A 23,790-nucleotide genomic window follows, 5' to 3' on the forward strand; every position below is an offset into this window, starting at 1 on the left:
CGTTGTGGCGAGGGGATTTATCCCCGTTCGGCTGCGAAGCAGTCGTGAAGTCGGAGTATGCGGTGTGTCATACAAAATGTGTTTATCGATTTTGGGGCTGCTTCGCTCCCAGCTTCGATGAGTTGACGACTGCGGGGCTGACGGCGATTGCCGGGGCCACGGTCAAACTGCCCACGGATCGGCGAGGCGCCGGTGGCGTTGGAGTGTCGGCGGATGCACCGGAGGGGAATGGTTTGGCCTGTCACCAAGTAGACGAAACTCGCCACAGGAAGCAGCCCCACACAGGGAGCCGTTCACAGGAAGCACCTCACTACAGGAGCTTCCTTAAACAGACCGGGTTCAGTCAGTACCGTATTTCGGCGAACGCGGTCCATACAGCAAGCCCGCCGGTTGCCCCGCCGACAGCAGCCGCGCACTGGTCACACCGGCAATCGGGTGGCCGGCGTCGGTGGAGCTGTTGATCACTTGCTTGACCGCGGCGGTAATCAGCATGCCAACCAGACCACCGCCACCGTTGTTGCCGCCCTCTTCGCTCGACGCCCGGGCCGAGCCGGTCCACAGGGTGGTGCCGCTCTTGAGGTCCACCAGTTTCGCGGTGGCGGTCACCACGGTTTCGCTGCTGATGATCATGTAGCGCGTGCCGTAATCGGTCACGGTGATGTACAGCGCCGCGTCGGCACCGAAGATTTCCTGCAGCTTGTTGGCCGGTGCCTGATGAATGTCCGCCGGTGTGGTCAGGCCGTTCTGGCGGAATGTCTCATCGACCAGGGTGATCGGCAGCACGTAGTAACCGGCTTCCGCCAACGGGTACGTGACCTGCGACAACATGCTGTAGGACGCCTTGACGTCCGGCGAGTTGTTCAGGGGCGGCAGTACCAGAATGGTTTTCGGACGGGCTTGCTTGTACGCCGAATAATCCACGGTCTTGGGGCTGACGCAGCCGCCGAGCACGGCCAGCGCCAGCAACCCGACCAGCAGTTTCAATGCGCGCGCGATCATTGGGTGTCTCCGGTCTTGGCGTTTTTAAGCAGAAAATCCATGTACGGCGTCGACTCGGGAAACAGGGTTTTCTCGGTCCTGAACTGCTGCACCATCTGATCGTCCTTGCCCATGCTCAGGTACAACAGACCCAGGTGAGCGTGGTAGCCGGGCGGTGGCGTCTTGCCGGTCGACCGGATCTTCTGCAGGTCGCGTTCCAGCGCTTCGGCCTGGGCTTCCTTGGGTTCTTCACCCTTGAAGTACTCGTAGACTTCCGGCTGGTAGCTTTCCCACTGATAAAGGGTTTTCGGGCCGGCGCAACCGCCCAACAGGCCACTGACCAGCAATGTCGACGCCATCAGCGCCCACGATACATACGTCTTGAACATGCTTTTACCGCTCCTTGTCATCAACCTTGATCAGTTACCTGGTTTCCATGCCCCGGCGTTCATGCCGTCCACCAGGCGGTTGATCGCCTCGCGCATGGCCAGGTCGAGCACTTTGCCGTTGAGGGTCGAATCGTAGGCAGCGGTGCCACCGAAGCCGATGATTTCACGGTTGGACAAGGCGTACTCGCCCGCGCCCTGAGTCGAATAAACCACTTCGGAAGTGCTGATGTTGACAATGTTTAGGTTGACCTTGGCGTAGGCAACTTGGGTCTTGCCGCGACCAAGAATGCCGAACAGCTGGTGATCGCCGGTTTCTTTGCGCCCGAACTCGGTGACATCACCGGTGACCACAAAGTCTGCACCCTTGAGGCGCTGGGACTGGCCCTTGATTGCGGCTTCCTGCTGGATCTCGCCCATGTTGTCGCGGTCCAGCACGCTGAAGCGGTTGGTTTGCTGCAAGTGAGTGATCAGGATGGTCTTGGCCTGACCGCCGAGGCGATCCACCCCGTCGGAGAAGATCCCGCGCATATAGCTCGAACGGTTGTCGAATTTGCCGACCGCCATCGGTACGCGTACACCGGCATAGGCCACGCTGGCGCTTTCGACTTTGGCGACCGGCAAGGCGCGCGAGCTTTCGGTGGCGCACCCGGCCATGCTGCCCAAAAGGGCAATCGCTGCCGCCGACACCAACATCCGAGAGATCATTCTCACTGTGCATTCCTTCTGAAAAAACGGTTTATCCCGGCACGGCAATAGCCAGCCGCTGCGGGGGGCAGCGGCGAAAAAAGCGAGGGGGAGTCGAATCGATAATCGACGTGCTGGACGTCGACGGCCGGCATTATGCCAAAGTGCCATCATCGTGGACAGTGTTTAATTTTTTATTGGCGCCAATGCATTGGCTGCCGTATTGATCGTTCCCACGCGAGCGTGGGAACGATCAGTGGCGATCAGTGGTTGGGATCAGTGGAAATCCCGGCTGCGTACGCTGATGCCATCCAGCAAAGGACTCAAGTCGCTCAGGCGTCCGGCAATCAGGTGTCGCACCTCGCCTTCCTTTTCCCAGCGGCCATCGACCTTGAGCAATTGCGAGCCGACGAGGACTTTTCGCTGCCGGTCGGCGAGGTCGCGCCAGACGATGACGTTGATGTTGCCGAACTCGTCTTCCAGGGTGACAAAGGTCACGCCACTGGCCGTGCCCGGCCGTTGCCGACCTGTGACCATCCCGGCGACGCTGACCGGGCGCCCGTGTTCGACTTCCATCAGCTCTTTCGAACTGCGGCAACGCCGGGCTTTCAATTCACCGCGCAGCAACGCCAGCGGATGCGGGCCGAGGGTGGTGCCGACACTGTTGTAGTCGGCCAGCAGGTCCTCGCCCACCGTGGGTTTGGGCAGATAGATCGCAGGTTCTTCCTGGCTCGGCAGGCCGGCAAACAAACCGAGCTGCTTCTGCACCCCCGCCACTTCCCAGCGCGCCCGATGACGGTCTCCCGCCAGGCCACGCAGCGCACCGGCGTCGGCCAATTGCTCCTGGGCACGGGCATCAAGTCGCGCGCGCTCTCCCAGGTCGGCGATGTCGACAAAGCCCCCCTTCGCCCTCGCCGCTTCGATGCGCCGGGCATCGTCCTCGCGAAAGCCCTTGATCATCCGCAGCCCCATGCGAATCGCCGGTTGCGCGCCGGTAATCGGTTCGAGACTGCAATCCCAGTCACTCGCGCGCACGTCCACCGGGCGAATCTGCAAATGGTGCCGGCGCGCGTCCTGCAGAATTTGGTCCGGGCTATAGAAACCCATGGGCCAGCTATTAATCAGTGCACAGGCGAAAGCTGCCGGCTCGTGGCATTTCAACCAGCAACTGGCGTAGGTCAGCAAGGCGAAACTGGCGGCGTGGGACTCGGGAAAACCGTAGCTGCCGAAGCCTTTGATCTGTTCGAAGATCTGCGCGGCGAACTCGGCCGTGTAGCCGTTTTTCTTCATCCCGGCGGCCAGGCGATCCTTGTGCGGTTCCAGTCCGCCGTGGCGTTTCCAGGCGGCCATGGAGCGGCGCAACTGATCGGCCTCGCCGGGGCTGTAGTCGGCGGCGACAATCGCAATCTGCATCACCTGCTCCTGAAACAGCGGCACGCCCAAGGTGCGCTTGAGCACGACTTCCAGTGCCGGGGACGGGTAAACCTCCGGTTCTTCCTTGTTACGCCGGCGCAGGTACGGGTGCACCATCCCGCCCTGAATCGGTCCCGGACGGACGATCGCCACCTCGATCACCAGGTCATAAAACTCGCGGGGCTTGAGCCTCGGCAGCATCGACATCTGCGCCCGAGACTCGATCTGGAACACGCCGATGGTGTCGGCACGGCCGATCATGTCGTAGGTTGGCGAGTCTTCGGCCGGGATCGTCGCCAGGCTCAAGTCCAGATGGCGATGACGGCGCAGCAAATCAAAACAGCGGCGGATCGCGCTGAGCATGCCCAAGGCCAGAATATCCACTTTGAGCAGCCCCACCGCGTCGAGATCGTCCTTGTCCCACTGGATGATGGTGCGCTCGGCCATGGCGGCGTTTTCCACCGGCACCAGAGTGTCCAGCGGCTGCTCGGAAATCACGAAACCGCCGGGGTGCTGGGACAGATGCCGGGGAAAACCGATCAGTTGCCCGGTCAAACTCAGCACCCGGCGCAGCACCGGGCTCTCGGGATCGAAACCGCCTTCAAGCAGGCGCTCCACGGGAGGCGTTGTATCGCTCCAGTGGCCGCAGCAATCGGCCAAAGCGTTGATCTGATCCGGCGGCAGGCCCAAGGCCTTGGCCACGTCGCGCACCGCGCCGGCCGCGTGATAGGTGCTGACCACCGCCGTGAGCGCCGCGCGGGTCCGGCCATAACGCTGGAACACGTACTGCAAGACTTCTTCGCGCCGTTCGTGTTCGAAATCGACGTCGATGTCCGGCGGTTCATTGCGCTCTTTGGAGAGAAAACGTTCGAACAACAGCGTGGTGCGATCCGGGTCGATTTCAGTGATGCCCAAGGCAAAACATACCGCCGAATTCGCGGCAGAACCCCGGCCCTGACAGAGGATTTTCTGCTCACGGGCAAACCGCACAATGTCATGCACCGTCAGGAAGTAGCTTTCATAGCCCAGCTCGGCGATCAGCTCCAGCTCCTTGTCGATCTGCACCAGCACCTTGGCTTGCGGACCGTTTGGCCAGCGCCACGCGACACCCTCTTTGGTCAGATGCCGCAACCAGGATGTGGCCGTCTGGCCTTCCGGCACCAGCTCGCGAGGATACTGGTAACGCAACTGGCCGAGGTCGAAGGTGCAGCGCCGGGCAATGGTCAGCGTTTCATCGAGCAGCGCTTGCGGGTAGATCGATTGCAGGGCATCGAGGCTGCGCACATGCCGCTCGCCGTTCGGATGCAGGCGCAACCCGGCCTCGGCCACCGGCAGGTGATGACGGATCGCGGTCATGGTGTCCTGCAAGGCGCGCCGTCCACGGCTGTGCATGTGCACATCGCCGCTGGCCACCGCTGGAATCCGCAGTTCCCGCGCCAGTGTCAGCAGTGCGTCCAGTCGTCGGGTGTCGTCCTGTCCGCGATGCAACTGCACGGCCAGCCACAGGCCATCGGTGAACGTCTGTTTCAGCCAGTGACCGCTGGCAAAATCATCGACCGCGTCCGGCACCCACAACGCCAGCAGCCCCGGCATCGGCTCGCTGAAGTCCTCACGCAGCACCTGATATTGACCTTTCTGCGTACGGCGCCGCGCCCGGGTGATCAACCGGCACAGGCTCTGATAACCCTCAAGATTCTCCACCAGCAGCACCAGTTTCGGGCCGTCCTCGATGCGCATTTCGCTGCCGATGATCAGCGGCAACTCCACCGAACTGGCCGCTTGCCAGGCGCGGACGATGCCCGCCAGGGTGCATTCATCGGTGATCGCCAGCGCTTGATAGCCGTGCTTTTTCGCCCGCTGAAACAGCTCAAGGGCACTGGACGCACCGCGCTGGAAACTGAAGTTCGACAGGCAGTGCAGCTCCGCATACTCGACGCTCATGCGAACCAGCCTTGCAGCCACAACGGGCCGCCCTCACCCACCGCCCGGTAGGCCCAGCCCTGCTGGCCGGAACGGGTTTCGATCAGGTAGTAATCGCGGCGCACATCATCGCCATCCCACCAGCCGGACTCGATGCGCTCCGGCCCCATGAGGATCCGCGTCGAGCCTTCGTGTACGGCTTGCGGCTCGGTCAGCAACCAGCCCGGACGCTGCACCCCCGCCAATCCCTCACACAGTTGATTGTCGGCCCGTGCCTGCCACGCGCACTCTGGCCGGTGATCGGCGTGGAAGCGCAAGCCATGCACCGCGTCATCGCCGAGCCGTGCGCGCAAGCGTTCGCGCAGTTGCTCCCAGGGCAAGGACTGCTGCGGACGGTCGTCAAACAGTTCCTGACGTTGCGGGACGAAGCTCGGCAGGTCTTCGGCGCGCAACCGAAAACCGCGCACCGGGGCCTCGACCTGGACCTGCTCCAGCCGCCCCCGGGCGAGTTCGAAGAGCATCGCCGGATCGCGCTCGGCGCTGAGCAGGCCGACCTTGATCACCGTGTCCGGCAAGCCGGCGTGCTCCAGGTGCAGGTCGAAACGCTGCACGCCACTGTCGCGGCCGCAGAGGAAGGCCGACAGATCGCCGGTCAAACGACGTAAGGGAAACAGCAGCGCCTGATGCGATTGCACATCGAAGTTGAGCTCGATGCGCACATCAAACCGGTCCGGCGGCAGGTAGAACGCCAGCGCCAGCCGCCGCTCACCGAACAAGGCATCCAGGTGCTTGAGCACCTGCGCCTCGAACCGTCGCGCCAGGCTATTGCGCGGCAACGCCTGCACCTGATTCAAGGTGCGCAACCCCATGCGCGACAACGCCGTGGCCACCGCCGGTTCCAGGGCAATCCGGTCGACAGGCAACTGCCCCAGGTGATAGCGCAAGGCTTGATCGTCCGGCACCACCAGTCCGTCATACACGTTGGCCAACACCCGCGCGGCCACCGGGTTCGGCGCGGCGACGATGCGGTGACGGAAGCCAAGCTCGCCGAGCTCGGTACGCAACCGCGCCTCGAACTGCGGCCAGGGCCCGAACAATCCCAGGCTGGATTCAATTTCAAACACCACGGCACGCGGGTAATGCACGCTGACCTGAGAGCTGAACCGGTAGGCCCATGCCGCCAGGAACTGCTGCCAGTGTTCGATCTCGGCGACGTCGTATTCGGCCGTGACAAAACCTTTGCTCAAGGCCTGGGCGGCGGTCATTGACTGGCCCGGACGCAAGCCCAGTGCCCGCGCCGGAGCGTTGACCGCTTGCAGCACCCGCCGTTGTGCCGGGCCCGTCAGCAGCGCCAAGGGTTCATCGGGATCGGGACGCTGACGCAGTACCGCGTCCAGCGCCAATTGCGGGAAGAGAATGCAGACCCAGCGCATGGCAACCTCAATGCCCCACAGGGAAGGCAATCGGCGCCGAACGGGCCAGCCCGCCCCGGCACTTGAGCACGCGCAACTGTGCTGGCCGGGCATCGATGGCGATGCGTAGGGCCGCGGGCGAAGGGTTGATGGCTTCGTTGATCGGGCGGTAAGCAAACGCCAGGGTCGAGCCGGTTTCCGCCGCCACCTGCAAGCGCCGCAACGCCCGGTCATCGGCCTTGTGCGGCCAGCACAGCACCGCACCGCAACTGCCCGAACGCAGGCATTGTTCCGCCGCCCACAGCGCATCGCGCTCGCTGGCCTGGATGATCGACAACTGGCGCAGATCGACCCCGGCGTTCTGCCAGGCCTGGGGATACGGCACGTAAGGCGGCGCCACCAGCACAATGCGTTCGCCCGCCGCCGACAGCCGCGCCAGCGCCGGCCACACCAGCTGCAACTCGCCAACGCCCTGCCCGGCCAGGAGGATTTCCGTCAGGGCCGCTTCCGGCCAACCGCCGGTGGGCAACGCCGCGTCCAGCGCGGCATGCCCGGTGGGTTGCGGGCTGACCGCCGGTGGCGCAGGCCGGCCCTTCCAGACCTGGCCGCCATTGAACAGCGTATCCAACGCAACGACGGCGCCCATCACCCTTGCCTCACCAGACCGCAGAACACCCCTTCGATGGCCAGGTCTTGAGTGGCCTCGACAATGATCGGCTGATAGGCCGGGTTGCGTGGCAGCAACCGGACAACGTCGCCGCCCCGTTCGAAACGCTTGATGGTCACTTCGCCGTCGAGCCGCGCCACCACGATCTGGCCGTTGAGCGCCTCGGGATTGCGGTGCACGCCCACCAGGTCGCCGTCGAGAATGCCGTCCTCGATCATCGAATCACCCTGGACCCGCAGCATGTAGTCCGGCACCCGCGAGAAGATCGACGGATCAAGCAGCAAACGGCTGTGCACCTCGGCATCGGCACCGATCGGCGCACCCGCCGCGACCCGGCCGAGCACCGGGATGTCCAGCAACTCGGGCCGCGCCGGTTGCCCGAGCAAACGAATGCCCCGGGCCTGATGCGGGTTGACCTCGATAAATCCGGCTTCGGTCAGCGCCAGCACGTGCTTGCGCGCCACGCTACGGGAGGCAAAACCAAACGCCTCGCTGATTTCAGCGAGGCTCGGGGACTGACCGTGCTCCGCGATTCGATCGCGGATAAAGGTCAGGATGGCAGTACGGCGAGGGGTTAAAGTCGTCATGGAGTACATTTGTACTCTTTCAGTATTTTCCTGGCAAGGACCGCCAGTCAGCTCAAGCCACGAGACGCCAGGAACCCTGCGATGTAATCGATGAACGCCAGCACTTTCGCGGTTGCCCGCCGATGACTGGGGTACACCGCCAGGATGTACGAGCCGAAGCTGTCGGGATCGATGGCGTAATCGGCCATCACCCGCACCAGCCGCCCGTCGGCGATGTACGGCGCAGCGCTCCACAGCGGCGTGTGCAGCAAGCCGCGCCCGGCCAGTGCGTTGCCCAGCAGCAAGTCGTAATTGTCGCTGCGCAACCGCGGTGACTGCGGTTGCGCCAGGCTCAAACGTTGCCCGTCGCGTTCGGCCCACCAGAATTCGCGGCTGAGCAACGGATGGCGGTAGAGCAGCCATTCGTGGTCATCGAGGGTGTCCGGCGTGACCGGCAACCCCTTGCGCGCCAGATAATCAGGGCTGGCGCACAACGCCAGCCGATTGCTGCCGACGACGCGGGCGATCAGCCCCGGCAAATCGTCATGCCCCTCGCGCAACGCCAGGTCGTAGCCGCTTTCCAGCAGGTTGACGAACTCATCGCACAAATCCACTTGCAGGTTGATCTGCGGATATTGCTCCAGAAAACCGCCGCACACCTGATCCAGAAATGCATGCCCATACGCCAGCGGCGCGGTGATTTTCAGGTTACCGCGCAGACCATGCTGCAACTGCTCGATTTCCTCGCCGGCCTCGTCCAGCCGCTGTAAGACCTGGCGCGCGGTTTCCAGATACAGACGACCGGATTCGGTCAGCAAAATCCGCCGGGTGCTGCGCTCGAACAACCGGGCGCCGAGCTCCGCCTCCAGATGATTGACCGCTTTGGTCAGGGCCGACGGGGTCTTGCCCAGTTGCTCGGCGGCGCGGCTGAAACTGCCCAGTTGCGCGGTGACCACAAACATTTTTAATGCACCCAACTTGTCCATTCTTTTTCCATTCAGGCAAAAACGTTTTTCGTGAGCGAGGCGTTCTGCTGGCCGTGACAAGCCACTAATCTGGCCATCAGACGCAATAACAAGGAAACATTCAATGAAAAGATTCATTCCGAATCTATTGGTGGCCGCCGTCAGTTTTGCCTCGATGGAAGCCATGGCCGCCGCCGATCTGGTGCTGATCAATGGCAAGATTTTCACCGCCGACCGCGCCCAACCGAAGGTGCAGGCGTTGGCGGTACAGGACGGCAAAGTGCTGCAAGTCGGCAGCGATGCGCAGATCAAGGCCCTGATCGCGTCGGGCACCAAAGTCGTCGACCTCGGCGGAAAGGCCCTGATGCCCGGCCTGATCGACAGCCATTCCCACGCGGTCTTCGGCGGCCTGGAAATGGTCTCGGCCAACATGGCAGACGAGGTGGTCGACCTCGACGAACTGGAAAAACGCCTGAAAGCCTGGCGTGACGATGGCAAGGCCCGGCATGGCGATGTGTTGAGCGTGGCCGGCATGAGTTCGACTTATTGGGCCCAGGCCGAAGCCCTAGGCAAGAAATTCAACAGTGGCGAATGGGCCAAGGTGCCCGTGGTGTTCACCGGCAGCGATCACCACACCGCGTGGGCCAACAACGTGATGCTCGAACGCGCCGGGATTGATGCGGCGCTGCTCAAGTCATTGCCGGACGCCGAGAAAGACACCATCGGCAAACTCGCCGATGGCAGCCCCAACGGTTTCCTGGTGGACGCCGGCTGGGATCGCGTCGCCTCGAAGATGCCGGTGCCGAGCCCCGCCGACATGCTGAAAGCCGCGCAATCCGCCGTGCGCTACAACAACAGCCTGGGCATCACCGCGTGGATGGACCCCGCCGCCAACGCCGCGCCCGGCGAGCCGGTGTTCGCGCTCAAACCCACGGAGAAAACCGTCGGCGTGCTGCCGGTGTACAAAGCCTTGGCCGAAAGCGGCGGTATGAGCGCCCACGTCGCCGCGCTGTTGGTGGCCAACTCGAAAAGCGTGCCGGCCGATCTCGACACACTGGACAAGGTCCGCCAGCAATTCCAGGGCATCCCGAACCTGACCTTGCCCGGCATCAAAATCTTCGCCGACGGCGTGATCGAATACCCGGCGCAGAGCGCGGCGATGATCGATCCGTACAACAACTCGCACAAACAGGGCGAACTGCTGATCGATCCGAAGCGCTTCGGTGAACTGGTCAGCGCCATCGATCAGCGTGGCTGGCTGGTGCACATCCACGCCATCGGCGACCGCGCGGTGCGTGAATCGTTGAACGGCATCGCCCAGGCGCGCAAGGATCGCCAGAGCGGCGTGACCCACTCGATCACCCACCTGCAAATGGTCAACCCGACAGAGTTCGCGCGGTTCAAGCCGCTCAACGTCATCGCCTCGATGCAACTGCTGTGGGCCAGCGCCGACGAATACACCCTGGACATGATCAAACCGTATGTCAGCGCGCAGGCTTTCCGTTATCAGTACCCGGCGCACTCACTGCTCAAACAGGGTGCGACCATTGCCGGTGCGAGTGACTGGGCGGTGTCTTCTCCCAATCCATGGAACGCCATGGCCCAAGCCATCACCCGGGAAGGCCCGCTGGGCGTGTTGAATGCCGATGAGCGTATTGACCGCGAAACGATGTTCTACGCCTACACCTTGAACGCTGCCCGGACCATCGGGCTGGAGAAGCAAATCGGTTCGTTGAGCCCCGGCAAGCAAGCTGATTTCATCGTGCTGGACCGCGACGTATTCAGCGTCGACAACAAAGCCCTGCACGACACCCAGGTGCTGCAAACCTGGTTCGCCGGACGCGAAGTCTACGCACCGACGCTCTAAGAAAAACCAGCTTCACCCGCTGCCCTGCCCCGCGTTTGTCGCCGGGGTTCGGCGCAGCCTTGCCGCAAAAAATCTGCCCATAACAATCACAATAACGGGACGCACCCCATGAAAGCTTTCACCCTGTTCGCCCTCGGTTCCTTGAGCCTTCTTCCCTTGAGCAGCCAGGCCCTGCCCTTGAATGACGACTTCGCCCTGCTGGTCGATCTGACCCTGGCCAGCGACTACCGCACCCGTGGCATTTCGCAAACCCAGAATGACCCTGCGGTGCAGGCCGGTTTGACCCTGGTGCACAGCAGCGGCCTGTACCTCGGCGCATGGAGTTCAAACGTCGATTTCGGTGGCGGTTTGAAAACCCGGCAGGAAGTCGATTACTACGCCGGTTGGCTCTGGCAAGCGACCGATGCGGTGAGCCTGGACCTTGGCTATCTCAAATACACTTATCCAAAGGAAAGCCAGTTCAACCAGGGCGAGACCTACGCAATCCTCAGCGCTTATGGGGTGAAGCTGGCGGCCTATTACTCGGCAGATTCGCCGGGCATCGACAGCAAGCAGAGCTCGCTGTACAGCTACGTCGGCTATGAAACCGAGTTGCCTTACGACACAGGTCTGAAACTGCGATACGGCAATATGGATTTCAAGGACCCGCACCTGTACACGATGTCGGGCGAAGCCGAAGACTCGTACCGCGAATGGGAAGTCAAACTGACCCACGAACTGGCCGGTGTGATGCTGGGCTTGAGTTACATCGACACTGACCTGTCGAAAAGCCAGTGCGCCGGCAACTGGGGCTTCGACGATGTGTGCAGCGCCACGGTGGTGGCAAGCATCAGCAAATCCTTCTGACCCACAGGGAGTTCGGCCGTTCCCAGGAGTGAGGTGTGTCATGTAAGGCCACGGGTAAACCGCCACGGTGGGTCATGCCTGATTCCCTTTTTGCCGGTCGATCCGCAAGCGGTACTGGAAGGCATCGCCACGGTAGTAAAGGTGTTCGAAGTGCACGGGAAGGCCTGCGGCATCGTGGGTCAGGCGTTCGATGCGCATGATCGGCGAACCGGCCTCGACGTTCAGCGCCTGGGTCAGGTCGCTGTCGGCCAGCACCGCGTCGATGGCCAGGTCGGCGTGATCAAGCGCCAGGCCGCAGTCGTTTTCGAGGATCAGGAACTGGACGCAGGCTTGCCTGCGGTTAGCCGATTACGTCGTTGATGAGAACGGGAAAAGCCGTTGCACCACCCGATCGGCCAGTGCCAGGCAACTGGTGAGCCCCGGGGATTCAATGCCGAACAGGTTCACCAGCCCCGGCACGCCATGCTCGGCCGGGCCGCTGATGATGAAGTCGGCGGCGGGTTCAGTCGGGGCGGTGATTTTCGGGCGGATGCCGCTGTAGGCCGGTTGCAGGCTGCCATCGGGCAATGCCGGCCAATAGCGCCGGATCGCCTGATAGAACCCGTCGGCCCGGCGCGGGTCGACGCGGTAATCGATATGGTCGACCCATTCCACGTCGGGCCCGAAGCGCGCCTGGCCGCCGAGATCGAGTGTCATGTGCACGCCCAGCCCGGCGCTTTCCGGTGCCGGATAGACCAGATGCCGGAACGGCGCCCGGCCGCTGAAGCTGAAATAACTGCCCTTGCACCAGCGTGCCTCGGGAACGTACTGCGACGGCAAGCCTTGAATCTGGCTCGCCACCTCAGGCGCGGACAACCCGGCGCAATTGATCAGCTCGCGACAGGTCAAGGTCATCGGCTGTGCGCCGCCCATGTGCAATTCGAAACCCTGTTCGATGCAACGGGCGGACACCAACGGTGTGTGGAAGGCAATTGAAGTGCCCGAGGCTTCAGCGTCTGCCTGAAGCGCCAGCATCAACGCATGGGAATCGACGATCCCGGTGGACGGCGACCAGAGCGCGGCGACGCAGGACAGCGCCGGTTCAAGTGACTGCGCCTGCCCGGCGTCCAGCCATTGCAAGTCATCGACGCCATTGCGCCGGCCCTGCTCCAACAATGTCTGCAAGGCCGCGCACTGGCTTTCATCCGTGGCCACAATCAGCTTGCCCAGGCGCTGGTAATCGACACCGCGCTCATCGCAAAAGGCGTACAGGCGCTGCTTGCCTTCCACGCACAATTGCGCTTTCAGGCTGCCGCTCGGGTAATAGATGCCGGCGTGGATCACTTCTGAATTGCGCGAACTGATGCCCACGCCAATCCCCTCGCCGGCTTCGATCAGGACCACTTCACGCCCGCTTTGGGCCAGCGCCCTGGCCACCGCCAGGCCCACCACGCCGGCTCCGACCACCACATATTCGATATCGACGCTCACCTGCCCTCCGCTCATGTCAAGCCAGCCCCCGCTCCCGATAATCGATCAGGCTGGAGAATATCGCCAGCAGCATGGCCATGACCACGAAGAAGATCAGCACCAGGAAATACGACCCGGTGAACTGCACAATCAGCCCGATCAGGATCGGCACGATCACCCCGGCCATGTTGCCGCAGAAGTTCATGGTGCCCGCCAGCACGCCGGTTTTCGAGGTGCCGCCGAGGATCGAGGGAATGCACCAGTACATGCCGCACCAGCGAATGAAAAACATCGCCACGCAGAGCAGGCCGATCGCCTTGCCGGCCTCATTGGTATAGGCCACCGCCAGCATGCACAGCGCCGCAACCAGCGCTGAGCCGCTGAACATGCTGCGCATCACCAGATTGGGCGAGGCGCCGCTGGTTTTCCATTTATCGCCCAGATACCCGCCCACCAGTTCGCCGACAAAACCGCACATGAAGATCAGGAACGTCGCACCGCCCATGCTGGAAATGTTCAGACCGTGGGTCTGATGCAAGTAACTCGGCATCCAGGTCAGCAAACCGTAGAACACGCTGAGAATGCAGCAGTAACCGGCGAACATCGCCAGCACCGAACGGTCCTTCAGCAGTTCTTTGAGAGGGATGCTGGTCACCGCACCGGGTTGGCTGACTTTGATATTGCCCTCGGTGATGTGCGCCAGTTCCGCCGCGTTGACACCGGGGTGTTCGCTGGGATGGTTGCGGATGTATTTCCAGGCCAGCACACCGGCAAGCATGGTGCCGATACCGGCGATGACGAAGGCGATACGCCAGGAATCGAACCAGCCGATCAGCCCGGCAATGATGATTGCGCCGAAGGCACTGCCCAACGGCGCGCCGCCATCGACCAGCACCGCGCCGCGTCCGCGTTCGTTGGGGGTCAGCCAGGCGCCGTTGAGCTTGGCCCCGGCCGGCATGATTGGCGACTCGGCGATACCCAGGCCCATGCGCGTGATCATCAGCGTGATCCAGTTGTGCGCACCGGCGGCCAAGGCCTGGAAGGCGCCCCAGGCAACGGTCGCGATGACAATGACGCGGCGGGTCTGAAAGCGGTCCAGCAGCATGCCGCCGGGAATCTGCATCAACGCGTAGGACCAGAAAAATGCGCTGAGCATCAAGCCTTCCAGCGCGGGCGGGATCTGGAATTCACTGGAAATCAGCGGCAAGGCCACCGACAGCGAAGCGCGGTCGATGTAGTTGATGGCGGTCAGCAGCAACATGATGAGGAAGATCCGCCAGCGCACGCTGGTGGGACGTTCGGTGGCAGACGCGGCGGACAGCCGCAGGGTTTCGGCACTCGGATTGTTCATGAGGGGCGCTCTTGTTGTTGTGGGTGCAAGCGGCCCAATACCTGTCAGTCATGGTTCTGAATACTGCATTCCCCTGTGGGAGCGACCTGTGGTGAGGGGATTTATCCCCGCTGGGTCGCGAAGCGGCCCTGAAAATTTTGGCTGCAACATAGATTTTTACGACTGCTTCGCAGCCGAACGGGGATAAATCCCCTCACCACAGAGGTCCGCGCCCACAGGTTTTGCGTTTTGACTGATCAAGTATTGGGCAAGCGGTCCCACTCTAATCACGCGCCGTCGGGGTGAATAATGATGGGATCTGATTGGGGGATCACCAAACGTCATCCCCCGAAAAGATCAAAACGTCCCGGGGTAACTGCCGCCGTCCAGCAACAGGTTCTGCCCGGTGAGGAATCCAGCGTTGGCGCTGCAGATGAACGCGCAGTAGGCGCCGAACTCATCGGGTTGACCGAAGCGCTGGGCCGGCACGTGCTTGCGCCGCTGTTCGCTGATGCTTTCGACACTGGTGCCATTGACTTCGGCGGCAGCGCTCAGGGTCTTGTGCAAACGCTCGGTCTCGAACGGCCCCGGCAGCAGATTGTTGATCGTCACGTTGTGCCCGGCCAGCCGCGACTGACGTGCAAGCCCGGCGATGAAACCGGTCAGGCCGCTGCGCGCGCCATTGGACAGGCCCAGCACATCGATCGGCGCCTTTACCGCGCCGGAGGTGATGTTGACGATGCGCCCGAAACCCCGCTCGGCCATGCCATCGACGCAGGCCTTGATCAGCTCGATGGGTGTGAGCATGTTGGCATCCAGCGCCTTCAGCCAGTCTTCGCGCTGCCAGTCTCGGAAGTCGCCCGGTGGCGGGCCGCCGGCGTTGTTGATCAGGATGTCTACCTGCGGACATGCCGCCAGAACCTGCTCGCGCACCGCGGGCGTGCTGATGTCCCCGGCCACCGTGCGCACTTCGATGCCCGACGCCAGGCTGCGCAATTCTGAAGCAGCAGCTTGCAACGTTTCGTCGCCCCGGGCGTTGATCACCAGGTTGACGCCCTCCTTCGCCAAGGCCCGCGCACACGCCAGCCCCAAGCCCTTGCTGGCGGCGCAGACGATGGCCCAGCGACCTGAAATACCCAAATCCATGACGATGCTCCTGACGGTTGGAAAACCTCACGTTACCACCGCAACCCGACACGCCGGGGGATGACAAAGGGTGATCGGCGGATCAGACCTTTTCATTATCGGCCACCTCCCACGCTTATTACTGTCTGCGGACCAATAAGAACCGGAGAAACCCATGAACCCGTTCCAGTTTTATTTCCCCACCACCTTGAAGAGCGGCAATGGCCTGGTGCGTCAGGCCGGTGCATTGCTCAAGCCCCATGTTCGGAAAAAACTGCTGGTAGTCACCGACGCAGGGCTGATGGCGTCGGGCGTGATGGAAGGTTTTTTTGCCTCGCTGGCCGAGAGCGACATCGGCTATGAAGTGTTTTCCGGCGTCGAGCCTAACCCCACCACCGATGTGCTGGAACGCGCCGTGGCCTTCCTGAAAAACCACGACTGCGACTCGGTGATCGGCGTCGGTGGCGGCAGCAGCATCGACACTGCCAAGGGTGTGGCGGCCATGGCCACCAACCCCGGCAACATCCTCGACTACGAGGGCTACGACAAACTGCTGCACCCGCCCCTGCCGATCTTCGCGATCCCGACCACCTCCGGCACCGGCAGCGAATGCACCGCCTCCACTGTGTTCACCAACACCAAGACCCTGTTCAAAACCGTGATCATCAGCCCGGCGCTGTTTCCGAAACTGGCGATTCTCGACGCCGAGCTGACGCTCAAACTGCCGCCGTCGATCACCGCCGCCACGGGCATGGACGCCTTGACCCACGCCATCGAATCCTACGTCTCGAAGCAGGCCAACCCGGTCAGCCAGGCCCTGGCGTTGCAAGCGATCAAGATGATCTGCACCCACCTGCCAAAAGCCTTTTTCACAGGTTCCGACCTGCACGCACGTGAACAGATGCTCCTCGGTTCTTTCCTCGCTGGCGTCGCGTTCGCCCAATCGAAACTGGGCAACGTGCATGCGATCTCCCACACCTTCGGCGGCGTCTTCAACATTCCCCATGGCATCGCCAACGCCACGCTGCTGCCCTACGTCATCGAATACAACCTGGCCGCCTGCCCGGAACTGTTTCGCGAAATCGCCATTGCCATGGGCGAAGACGTCGACGGCCTGAGCCCTGCCCGCGCCGGACACAAAGTGGTGGAGCACGTGGTGGCGCTGAACAAGGCCATCGGCATTCCCGACACCATCAAGGACCTGGGCGTGGACCTGGACTACATGCCGCAAATGGTCAGTGACTCGATGCGCAGCGGCAACGTGCTGGTCAACCCACGCCTGACCACCGCTACCGACATCGAACGAATCATCAGCAACGCCTGGCACGGCATTCATTCCTGAGAGACGACGCCCATGTTTTACGAAATGCGCACCTACACGATTCAAATCGGAAAAATGCAGACCTACCTCAAGCACTTCGAAGAGGCCGGGCTGCCGGTGATCTCCCGCTACACCACGCTGGTGGGCTGGTGGTACACCGAAATCGGCGAGCTGAATCAGGTGATCCACATCTGGGCCTACGAGAGCCTCGATGACCGGATCAACAAACGCGCGGCGTTGTATCAGGATCCGGACTGGCTTGAAGGTTTTGTGCCGAAGGCGTTCCCGATGCTGGAAAAGATGGAATCGAAACTGCTGATCGCCGCTGATTTCTCACCCATCAAATAAACCCCTGTGGGAGCGAGCCTGCTCGCGATAGCGGTATGTCAGACGCATCAAGGTTAACTGATACTCCCACATCGCGAGCAGGCTCGCTCCCACACTGGGATTTGTGCTGGCCTGCCGAATCCGCTCAAACCAAGGACAACCTCATGTGCGACCACAATCCCAATAACACCGCCGCCGAACGTTCTCCCGACATCAAAGCCTTGCTCGAAGGCTTGCCCACCAACTGGGGCAAATGGGGCCCGGACGATGAAGTCGGCGCCCTGAATTACCTGCAAAGCGCAGAAATCCTGCGCGGTATCGCCTCGGTCCGCCAAGGCAAGACCTTCACCCTGCAAGTGCAGATCGGCCATCCCAAGGGCGAACCGTTGTGGCCCGGCCGACGTCCGTCGATGCGCGTCAACGTGCTGGACAAGGGGCACTTCCTCGCGGGCAAAACTCACTTCGATGGCCACGTGGAATACGCCGACGACGTGATTTTCATGCACCTGCAAGGCTCGACCCAATACGATGCGCTGGGCCACGTCTGGCACGACAACAAGCTGTGGAACGGCTACGACGCCATGAGCACCATCGGCAGCATGGACAAGGCCAGCATCCTGCCGATTGCCGAACGCGGGATTGTCGGGCGGGCGGTGCTGATCGACATGGCGCGCCATCGCGGCAAGTCCGTGCTGGACAAGGGCGAGACCTTCAACCACCTCGACCTGCTGGCCGCTGCAACGGCGCAAGGCATCGAGATCCAGAAGCGCGACATCCTGATCATCCGCACCGGCTGGATCGGCTCGTTCTACGAGCGTGAGCCTGAGGAGTTCTACAAGGACTTCGCCGAGCCGGGCCTGACCTTCAGCCGTGAGTTGGTGGAGTGGTTTCACCAGATGGAAATCCCCAACCTGGTCACCGACACCATGGCCAACGAAGTGGCGGTCGACCCGACCACAGGCGTGCTGATCCCGCTGCACAACGCCTTGATGCGCAATCTTGGCGTGACCTTCACCGAAGTGGCGTTGCTCGACGACCTGGCCAGCGATTGCGCCGAAGACGGCCAGTGGCAGTTCCTCTACACCGCCGCGCCGCTGAAGATCGTGGGCGGGACTGGTGCGCCGGTGAACCCGATCGTGATCAAGTAATCAGGTCCTGCTTCAGTTCGTTGATCAGCAGGGTCGCCGCCGGAGACAAGTCGGCGCCGGCCCGGCTGATCACGCCATAAGGCTCAATCAACGCGCGCATGGACACCGGCAATTTCACCAGCAAATCGTGTTGCTCGCAGAATTGCGCAACTTCCACCGGGATCACTGCCAACAAGGTCGGATCCTGCTGCACCAGCAGAATGGTGGCGAAGGTCGATGAGGTTTCCAGCGGATAACGCGGAATCTCCAGCCCCGCCTCATTCAACTCACGCTCCAGGGCTTGGCGCATCGGCATGTCCTTGGGGTAAACCACCCAGCGGTAATCGCTCAGTTGCGACAGCTGCAACGACTCGGCACGGGCCAGCGGATGGTCCTTGCTGGCGACCACCGCCAAGGGCTCTTCGCTGAGTTCGATGCAGTCGTAGGCGTCCGAACGCTGGCCGACGCTGGTGCGACAGATCGCCAGGTCCAGCCGTCCCTGGTCCAGCAACCCGAGCAACGTGGCGCTGGTGTTTTCCACCAGTTCCACGGACAACTCCGGCTGTTTGAGGCGCAACTCGGTCAGGGCCCGGGTCAGCAACGGCACCGCGCCCATAATCACGCCGACCGACAGCCGCCCGCCCTGGCCCTGCATGATGCTGAGCATCTCTTCGCGCAGGTGCTCGACATCGCTGTAGATCAGCCGCGCATAACGAATCATGCAACGGCCCATTTCATTGGCGACCAGGCCTTTGGGCTGGCGTTCGAACAGCGGCATGCCGAGCAACGACTCGACCTCGTGCAACGCCTTGGTGGCGCCGGACTGGGAAATCGAGATCTGCTCGGCGGCCTTGTGCAACGAGCCTCGATCGTCCAGCGCGATCAGCAACCGCAGTTGTTTGAGTCGAAGGCGAGAAGCGATGCTGCCAAGGGAAGGAACCATGTCGGTGTGTGCTCGATTCAATGGACAAATCCGTCAGAGCCCACGCCGCCATTTGCCGGCGCGGGCCAAAAGGTCAGCTCAGGGGCGCCCTGCTCCACTGGCCGTCGACCAGTCGATTGAGGCCCAGCGGATTAGCGTTTTGCAGCGCCTGGGGCAGGTACTCATCAGGATAGTTCTGGTAGCAGACCGGCCGCAGGAAGCGATCAATGGCCAAGGTGCCGACCGAGGTGCCGCGCGCATCCGAAGTGGCCGGATACGGCCCGCCGTGCACCATCGCATCACTGACTTCGACGCCGGTCGGGTAGCCGTTGAGCAGCAGGCGTCCGACCTTGTCTTCGAGCAATGGCAACAGCTCACTGAAGCGATCCAGGTCCGCCGGTTCGGCAATCAACGTGGCCGTCAGTTGACCGTGCAAACTGTCGAGTACGGCACGCAGTTGGTGCGGGTCGGCGACTTCCACCACGACCGTGGCCGGGCCGAAGATTTCTTCTTGCAACAGCGGATCGCCGTCGAGTAACAGTTGCACATCGGCCTTGAACAGTTGCGGTTGTGCCTTGGATTCGCCCTGTGGCTGACCGCCCAGGTGCTCGACCCGCTCGTGGGCCGCTATGTGTTGAAGGCCTGCACGATAGCTTTCCAGCGCACCGGCGTTGAGCATGGTCTGGGCCGGTTGGCTGCCCATGTTCTGCGCGAAGCCTTTCAGGAACTCGCTGAACTGCGGCGAGCGCAGCCCGATGATCAGGCCGGGGCTGGTGCAGAACTGGCCGCAGCCGAGGTTGATCGACGCGGTCAGTTCCTCGGCGATTTTAATACCACGGGTGTTCAGCGCTTCAGGCAGCAGGATCACCGGGTTGATGCTCGACATCTCGGCGAACACCGGGATCGGTTGCGGCCGTGCGGCGGCCAGATCGGACAAGGCTCGACCGCCCTTCAATGAACCGGTGAAACCGACGGCTTTGATGCCCTCGGCCTTGACCAAAGCCTGGCCGACACCCGCACCGTAAATCATGTTGAACACGCCCGAAGGCATGCCGGTACGCTGTGCTGCGCGCACGATGGCGCTGGCTACGCGGTCCGCCGTCGCCATGTGCCCGCTGTGGGCCTTGAACACCACCGGGCAACCGGCAGCGAGCGCCGAGGCGGTATCGCCACCGGCCGTGGAAAACGCCAAGGGGAAATTGCTCGCACCAAACACGGCGACCGGGCCGACGCCGATGCGGTACTGACGGATGTCCTGTCGCGGCAACGGCATGCGTTCAGGCAATGCCTGATCGATCCGCGCACCGAGAAAATCACCGCGCCTCAGCACTTGGGCAAACAAGCGTAACTGGCCTGTGGTGCGACTGCGCTCACCGCGAATCCGCCCCTCGGGCAAGGCGGTTTCCTGGCACACCAGCGCGATGAAATCGTCGCCCAGTGCATCGATTTCATCGGCGATAGCGGTTAGGAATTCGCCACGTCGTAGCGGCGAAAACTGGCGAAAAGGTGCAAAGGCTCGCGTGGCCGCCGCCACTGCCAGCGCGACTTCCTGTTCGTTGGCCTGATGAAAAACGTAGGGCAGCGGCTGCCCGGTGCTGGCGTCGAAACTTTGCAACGTCTCGCGGCCCAGGGCACTGCGCTGCCCGTCGATAAACTGCTGGCCCAAAATAGCGGACATCAAAAACTCCCTCGCCCGCATTCGGCAGGCGATCACTCGAATTGAAGGGGTACGCCCAAGGCGCACGCTTCACTTTATTGGCCGGGGTGATGGGCAACAAATGACAACAACGGGCCGGGGGATGAGTGTTTGTCATCCCCCGGCCCGTCTTTGGTTGGCAGTCGGTGTCAGTGTATCGCCACCGGGTTGATGTTGACCTGGGTCGAGCCCTTGTACAGCGGTTGTCCGAGGACAAACATGAATTCCCAGGCCTTGTCTTTCACCAGTGCGCGGCTGTCGATCAGTTCAAGGTTGTAGATGCCGTTCTTGGCCAACATGAACTGGTTGACCGGGAATTCCTGGCCGTCTTTCGCCGGGTAAATTTCCGAAGCCCAGGTGTCGCCACCGAACGCGACGATCTGTTTGTCCGCCAGCCACTTGGCCGCTGCCATGCCGATGCCCGGTTCCACGGCGAGGAACTTCTCGTTGTCCTTGCCCAGCAGTTCCAGCCAACCAGTGTTGAACAGCACCACGTCGCCCTTCCGAATGCTGATGCCTTGCAGGTCCAAGGCCTTCTGAATGTCGGCAACGCTGAACTCGGTTTTCTCCGGCACGATGGCGCTGCCGTAAACGGCGGTCATGTCCAGCACCACACCACGGGTGACGATGGGCGGGACTTTCTCGATGCCGAGCTTTTTCACGCCTTCGACGGTGACGAAGTCGGCGGCACGGTTGCCGTTGTAGTAGACATTGTCGATGCCAATATGGCCGATGCCGTTGAGTTGGGTGCCGACACCAGTCCAGCCGACCACCAGTTCATCGTTGAAGGTGAATTTGTTCGGCCCCATGGTGGTGCCGCCCGCCTCGCCCGGCTGGATGTTGGTCAGGTGAAAGCTGCGGTGACGGAAGGCCGGCAGGGTTTTGTCGATGGGCACGGCCAGCGGGTAGGTTTTGCCGGTCTTGATCAGTTTGGAAGCATTGATCACCGATTCGGCGTTCAGCAGATTCAGCGCGCCGATTTCATCGTTGGCGCCGTATTTCGAGGGATACCATTTTTCGCCATCCGCGGCGTGGGCGGCATTGACGGTGAACAACAGGGCAAACGGCAGTACCAATCGGGTCAGCATGAGCGGGTCCTTGTGAGGTTGCAGTGGACCCAAGGTACGCAGCCCGTGTGTGGGGAAACAGACAGGGATGGGCAATACAATTGTTCTGGATTGTCACGAGTGACATCTGTCGGAGGGGCCTGTGTGGCGAGGGGATTTATCCCCGTTGGGCTGCGGAGCGGCCCTGAGCCAGTGATTACGGTGTTTCAGAAAACCGAATACACCGGTTTTACGTCTGCTTCGCAGCCGAACGGGGATAAATCCCCTCGCCACACAGGCTCACTCCAACAGGGGATATGTAAGCCGGGGGCCATTTAGAGGGCTGGCAGCCATTTCGTCGTTTGAAGGTTGATCTCTGCCGGCCGCAATGACATAAACCCCGCAAATCCGGCCGTTTGAATCGGCGTCGCTGACAGCCAAGACCATGAACGAAATCACCCGGACACCTCATCCCGATCAGCCGCGCTCTATCGTGTTCGTCGCGTTCCCGCAGATGGGCCTGCTGGACCTGACCGGGGCGCAAACTGTATTTTGGGCCGCCTCCAAAGCCCTGGCCGAGCGCAGTTTGCCGGGTTACATCCGGCACACCGCAAGCCTTGCCGGCGGGCTGATTCAGACAGCGGAAGGCCTGGTGGTAGAGACCTTGCGATTGAGCGACCTCGACGAACACTCGATCGATACCCTGATCGTCCCCGGCGCGCCGGATATTCGTCACGCGATGGACAATTCCCAGGCGTTGGTCGCCTGGCTGAAATCGGCAGCGGTCAACGTCAATCGCACCGCTTCCGTGTGCAGCGGCGCTTTCCTGCTGGCGCAAGCCGGTTTGCTCGACGGCCGCCGCGCGGCGACCCACTGGGCCATGTGCGACATGCTCAAGCGGGGTTTCCCGCTGATTGAAGTCGACAGCGATGCAATTTTCATTCAGCAAGGTTCGGTGTGGACGTCGGCGGGTGTCAGCGCCGGTATCGACCTGGCGCTGGTGGAGGCCGACTGCGGCCGTGAGGTGGCGCTGGAGGTTGCCCGGGAACTGGTGGTGTTTCTCAAGCGCCCCGGCGGCCAGGCCCAGTACAGCCAATTGCTGCAATCGCAAACCGAGGACGGTGCTGCCTTCGACGATTTGCACCTGTGGATCGCGCAGAACCTGAGCAGCGAAAAGCTGACCGTTGAAGCGCTCGCCGACAAGGTGCAAATGAGCCCGCGCAACTTTGCCCGGGTCTACAAACTCAAGACCGGCCGCACCCCGGCCAAATCGGTGGAAGTGTTGCGCCTGGAAGCAGCGCGACGCCTTCTGGAAGAGTCCGAGCGCAACATCGATCAAATCGCCCGGCAATGCGGGTTTGGTGATGAAGAACGCATGCGCTTCACCTTCCAGCGCAACCTTGGCATTTCGCCGAGGGATTATCGCAATCGTTTCTCCCGTTAATCACTGAGATAGTACTAACTGTCATTTAGCTGAACCAATTCCAACTTCAATATAAAGAGTCGATGTTTTTCCATTCAGCTCCGCATTTAGCGGCTATTGAAGGTTGACTTCACCGACCTCCCTGAGTAAATTGCCCGGGCCTTCAACGAAGGCCTTTTTTCAACTTACAAAAGAATCCAATGGACACAGTATCTAGTCGCTGTCGGGGCACTGCGAATTTGCGGAACCTGGCACATAACCCAGTAAATGACGGGACTCGACTTTTCGGTCGGATAAGCTGCGCTAGAGCATGATGC

Annotated in this window: 20 protein-coding genes and 2 pseudogenes; 7 read left to right on the forward strand and 15 right to left on the reverse strand. The window is 61.9% G+C overall.

What is annotated here, in order from left to right:
- Positions 1-101: 101 nt before the first annotated feature.
- Positions 102-216 (forward strand): annotated as a pseudogene (locus ACA053_RS15945) (flavin reductase family protein); the annotation flags it as partial.
- A gap of 123 nt (positions 217-339) precedes the next feature.
- Here ACA053_RS15945 and ACA053_RS15950 read toward each other — a convergent pair.
- From ACA053_RS15950 to ACA053_RS15985, 8 genes are all read right to left on the reverse strand, one after another.
- Positions 340-999 (reverse strand): DUF799 domain-containing protein, encoded by a 660-nt coding sequence (locus ACA053_RS15950; RefSeq protein WP_497393042.1) that lies wholly within the window; start codon positions 997-999, stop codon positions 340-342.
- On the reverse strand, positions 996-1,337 hold the full coding sequence (locus ACA053_RS15955; protein ID WP_497318264.1) for a DUF4810 domain-containing protein: 342 nt from the start codon (positions 1,335-1,337) through the stop codon (positions 996-998). Before ACA053_RS15955 ends, ACA053_RS15950 begins: the two co-directional genes overlap by 4 nt.
- A 60-nt stretch (positions 1,338-1,397) precedes the next feature.
- On the reverse strand, positions 1,398-2,072 hold the full coding sequence (locus ACA053_RS15960) for a CsgG/HfaB family protein (protein ID WP_497318266.1): 675 nt from the start codon (positions 2,070-2,072) through the stop codon (positions 1,398-1,400).
- Positions 2,073-2,327: 255 nt separating this feature from the next.
- On the reverse strand, positions 2,328-5,405 hold the full coding sequence (locus ACA053_RS15965; protein ID WP_497393044.1) for an error-prone DNA polymerase: 3,078 nt from the start codon (positions 5,403-5,405) through the stop codon (positions 2,328-2,330).
- Positions 5,402-6,817, reverse strand: coding sequence for a Y-family DNA polymerase (locus tag ACA053_RS15970; protein ID WP_497393045.1), 1,416 nt, complete (start codon positions 6,815-6,817; stop codon positions 5,402-5,404). The genes ACA053_RS15965 and ACA053_RS15970 overlap by 4 nt, the downstream gene beginning before the upstream one ends.
- A 7-nt stretch (positions 6,818-6,824) precedes the next feature.
- Positions 6,825-7,442: a translesion DNA synthesis-associated protein ImuA gene (gene imuA / locus ACA053_RS15975; protein WP_497393046.1), complete on the reverse strand. Its 618-nt coding sequence runs from the start codon at positions 7,440-7,442 to the stop codon at positions 6,825-6,827.
- Positions 7,442-8,059, reverse strand: coding sequence for a transcriptional repressor LexA (lexA, locus tag ACA053_RS15980; RefSeq protein ID WP_497393047.1), 618 nt, complete (start codon positions 8,057-8,059; stop codon positions 7,442-7,444). The genes imuA and lexA overlap by 1 nt, the downstream gene beginning before the upstream one ends.
- A gap of 38 nt (positions 8,060-8,097) precedes the next feature.
- Positions 8,098-9,015, reverse strand: a complete 918-nt coding sequence (locus ACA053_RS15985; RefSeq protein WP_497393048.1) for a LysR family transcriptional regulator — start codon at positions 9,013-9,015, stop codon at positions 8,098-8,100.
- A gap of 103 nt (positions 9,016-9,118) precedes the next feature.
- Between ACA053_RS15985 and ACA053_RS15990 the strand changes: the two genes are divergently transcribed.
- Together ACA053_RS15990 and ACA053_RS15995 are read left to right on the forward strand one after the other, a co-directional pair.
- Positions 9,119-10,861, forward strand: coding sequence for an amidohydrolase (locus ACA053_RS15990; RefSeq protein ID WP_497393049.1), 1,743 nt, complete (start codon positions 9,119-9,121; stop codon positions 10,859-10,861).
- Between the two features lie 108 nt (positions 10,862-10,969).
- Positions 10,970-11,707, forward strand: coding sequence for a TorF family putative porin (locus tag ACA053_RS15995; RefSeq protein ID WP_497393050.1), 738 nt, complete (start codon positions 10,970-10,972; stop codon positions 11,705-11,707).
- Positions 11,708-11,779: 72 nt separating this feature from the next.
- Here the strand turns inward: ACA053_RS15995 and ACA053_RS16000 are convergent.
- The 4 genes and pseudogenes from ACA053_RS16000 to ACA053_RS16015 all read right to left on the reverse strand — a co-directional run.
- Positions 11,780-12,025: pseudogene (locus tag ACA053_RS16000) on the reverse strand (UTRA domain-containing protein); the annotation flags it as partial.
- Between the two features lie 30 nt (positions 12,026-12,055).
- A complete protein-coding gene (locus ACA053_RS16005; protein ID WP_497393051.1) occupies positions 12,056-13,177 on the reverse strand; it encodes an NAD(P)/FAD-dependent oxidoreductase in 1,122 nt (373 codons plus the stop codon).
- 16 nt (positions 13,178-13,193) lie between these two features.
- Positions 13,194-14,507, reverse strand: a complete 1,314-nt coding sequence (locus ACA053_RS16010) for an MFS transporter (RefSeq protein ID WP_497311722.1) — start codon at positions 14,505-14,507, stop codon at positions 13,194-13,196.
- Between the two features lie 336 nt (positions 14,508-14,843).
- On the reverse strand, positions 14,844-15,632 hold the full coding sequence (locus tag ACA053_RS16015; protein WP_497393052.1) for an SDR family oxidoreductase: 789 nt from the start codon (positions 15,630-15,632) through the stop codon (positions 14,844-14,846).
- Positions 15,633-15,786: 154 nt separating this feature from the next.
- Between ACA053_RS16015 and ACA053_RS16020 the strand changes: the two genes are divergently transcribed.
- The 3 genes from ACA053_RS16020 (at position 15,787) to ACA053_RS16030 (ending at position 18,407) form a co-directional block, all read left to right on the forward strand.
- On the forward strand, positions 15,787-16,953 hold the full coding sequence (locus tag ACA053_RS16020; protein ID WP_497393053.1) for an iron-containing alcohol dehydrogenase: 1,167 nt from the start codon (positions 15,787-15,789) through the stop codon (positions 16,951-16,953).
- Between the two features lie 12 nt (positions 16,954-16,965).
- Positions 16,966-17,280 carry an NIPSNAP family protein gene (locus ACA053_RS16025; protein ID WP_083376488.1) on the forward strand — a complete coding sequence of 105 codons (315 nt, stop codon included), beginning with the start codon at positions 16,966-16,968 and terminating at the stop codon, positions 17,278-17,280.
- A gap of 143 nt (positions 17,281-17,423) precedes the next feature.
- Positions 17,424-18,407, forward strand: coding sequence for a cyclase family protein (locus tag ACA053_RS16030; protein ID WP_497393055.1), 984 nt, complete (start codon positions 17,424-17,426; stop codon positions 18,405-18,407).
- Here the strand turns inward: ACA053_RS16030 and ACA053_RS16035 are convergent.
- The 3 genes from ACA053_RS16035 to ACA053_RS16045 form a co-directional block, all read right to left on the reverse strand.
- On the reverse strand, positions 18,400-19,329 hold the full coding sequence (locus ACA053_RS16035; RefSeq protein ID WP_109632155.1) for a LysR family transcriptional regulator: 930 nt from the start codon (positions 19,327-19,329) through the stop codon (positions 18,400-18,402). The two genes, ACA053_RS16030 and ACA053_RS16035, sit on opposite strands and share 8 nt — an antisense overlap.
- A 73-nt stretch (positions 19,330-19,402) precedes the next feature.
- The gene (locus ACA053_RS16040; protein WP_497393056.1) at positions 19,403-20,986 is read right to left on the reverse strand and encodes an aldehyde dehydrogenase (NADP(+)); all 1,584 of its coding nucleotides are present in this window, start codon (positions 20,984-20,986) and stop codon (positions 19,403-19,405) included.
- 167 nt (positions 20,987-21,153) lie between these two features.
- A complete protein-coding gene (locus tag ACA053_RS16045; protein ID WP_497393057.1) occupies positions 21,154-22,092 on the reverse strand; it encodes a cyclase family protein in 939 nt (312 codons plus the stop codon).
- A gap of 403 nt (positions 22,093-22,495) precedes the next feature.
- Here ACA053_RS16045 and ACA053_RS16050 point away from each other — a divergent pair, with 403 nt between their 5' ends.
- The gene (locus tag ACA053_RS16050) at positions 22,496-23,494 is read left to right on the forward strand and encodes a GlxA family transcriptional regulator (RefSeq protein ID WP_497393058.1); all 999 of its coding nucleotides are present in this window, start codon (positions 22,496-22,498) and stop codon (positions 23,492-23,494) included.
- Positions 23,495-23,790 lie beyond the last annotated feature (296 nt).

The organism is Pseudomonas sp. LBUM1672, from assembly GCF_059695655.1.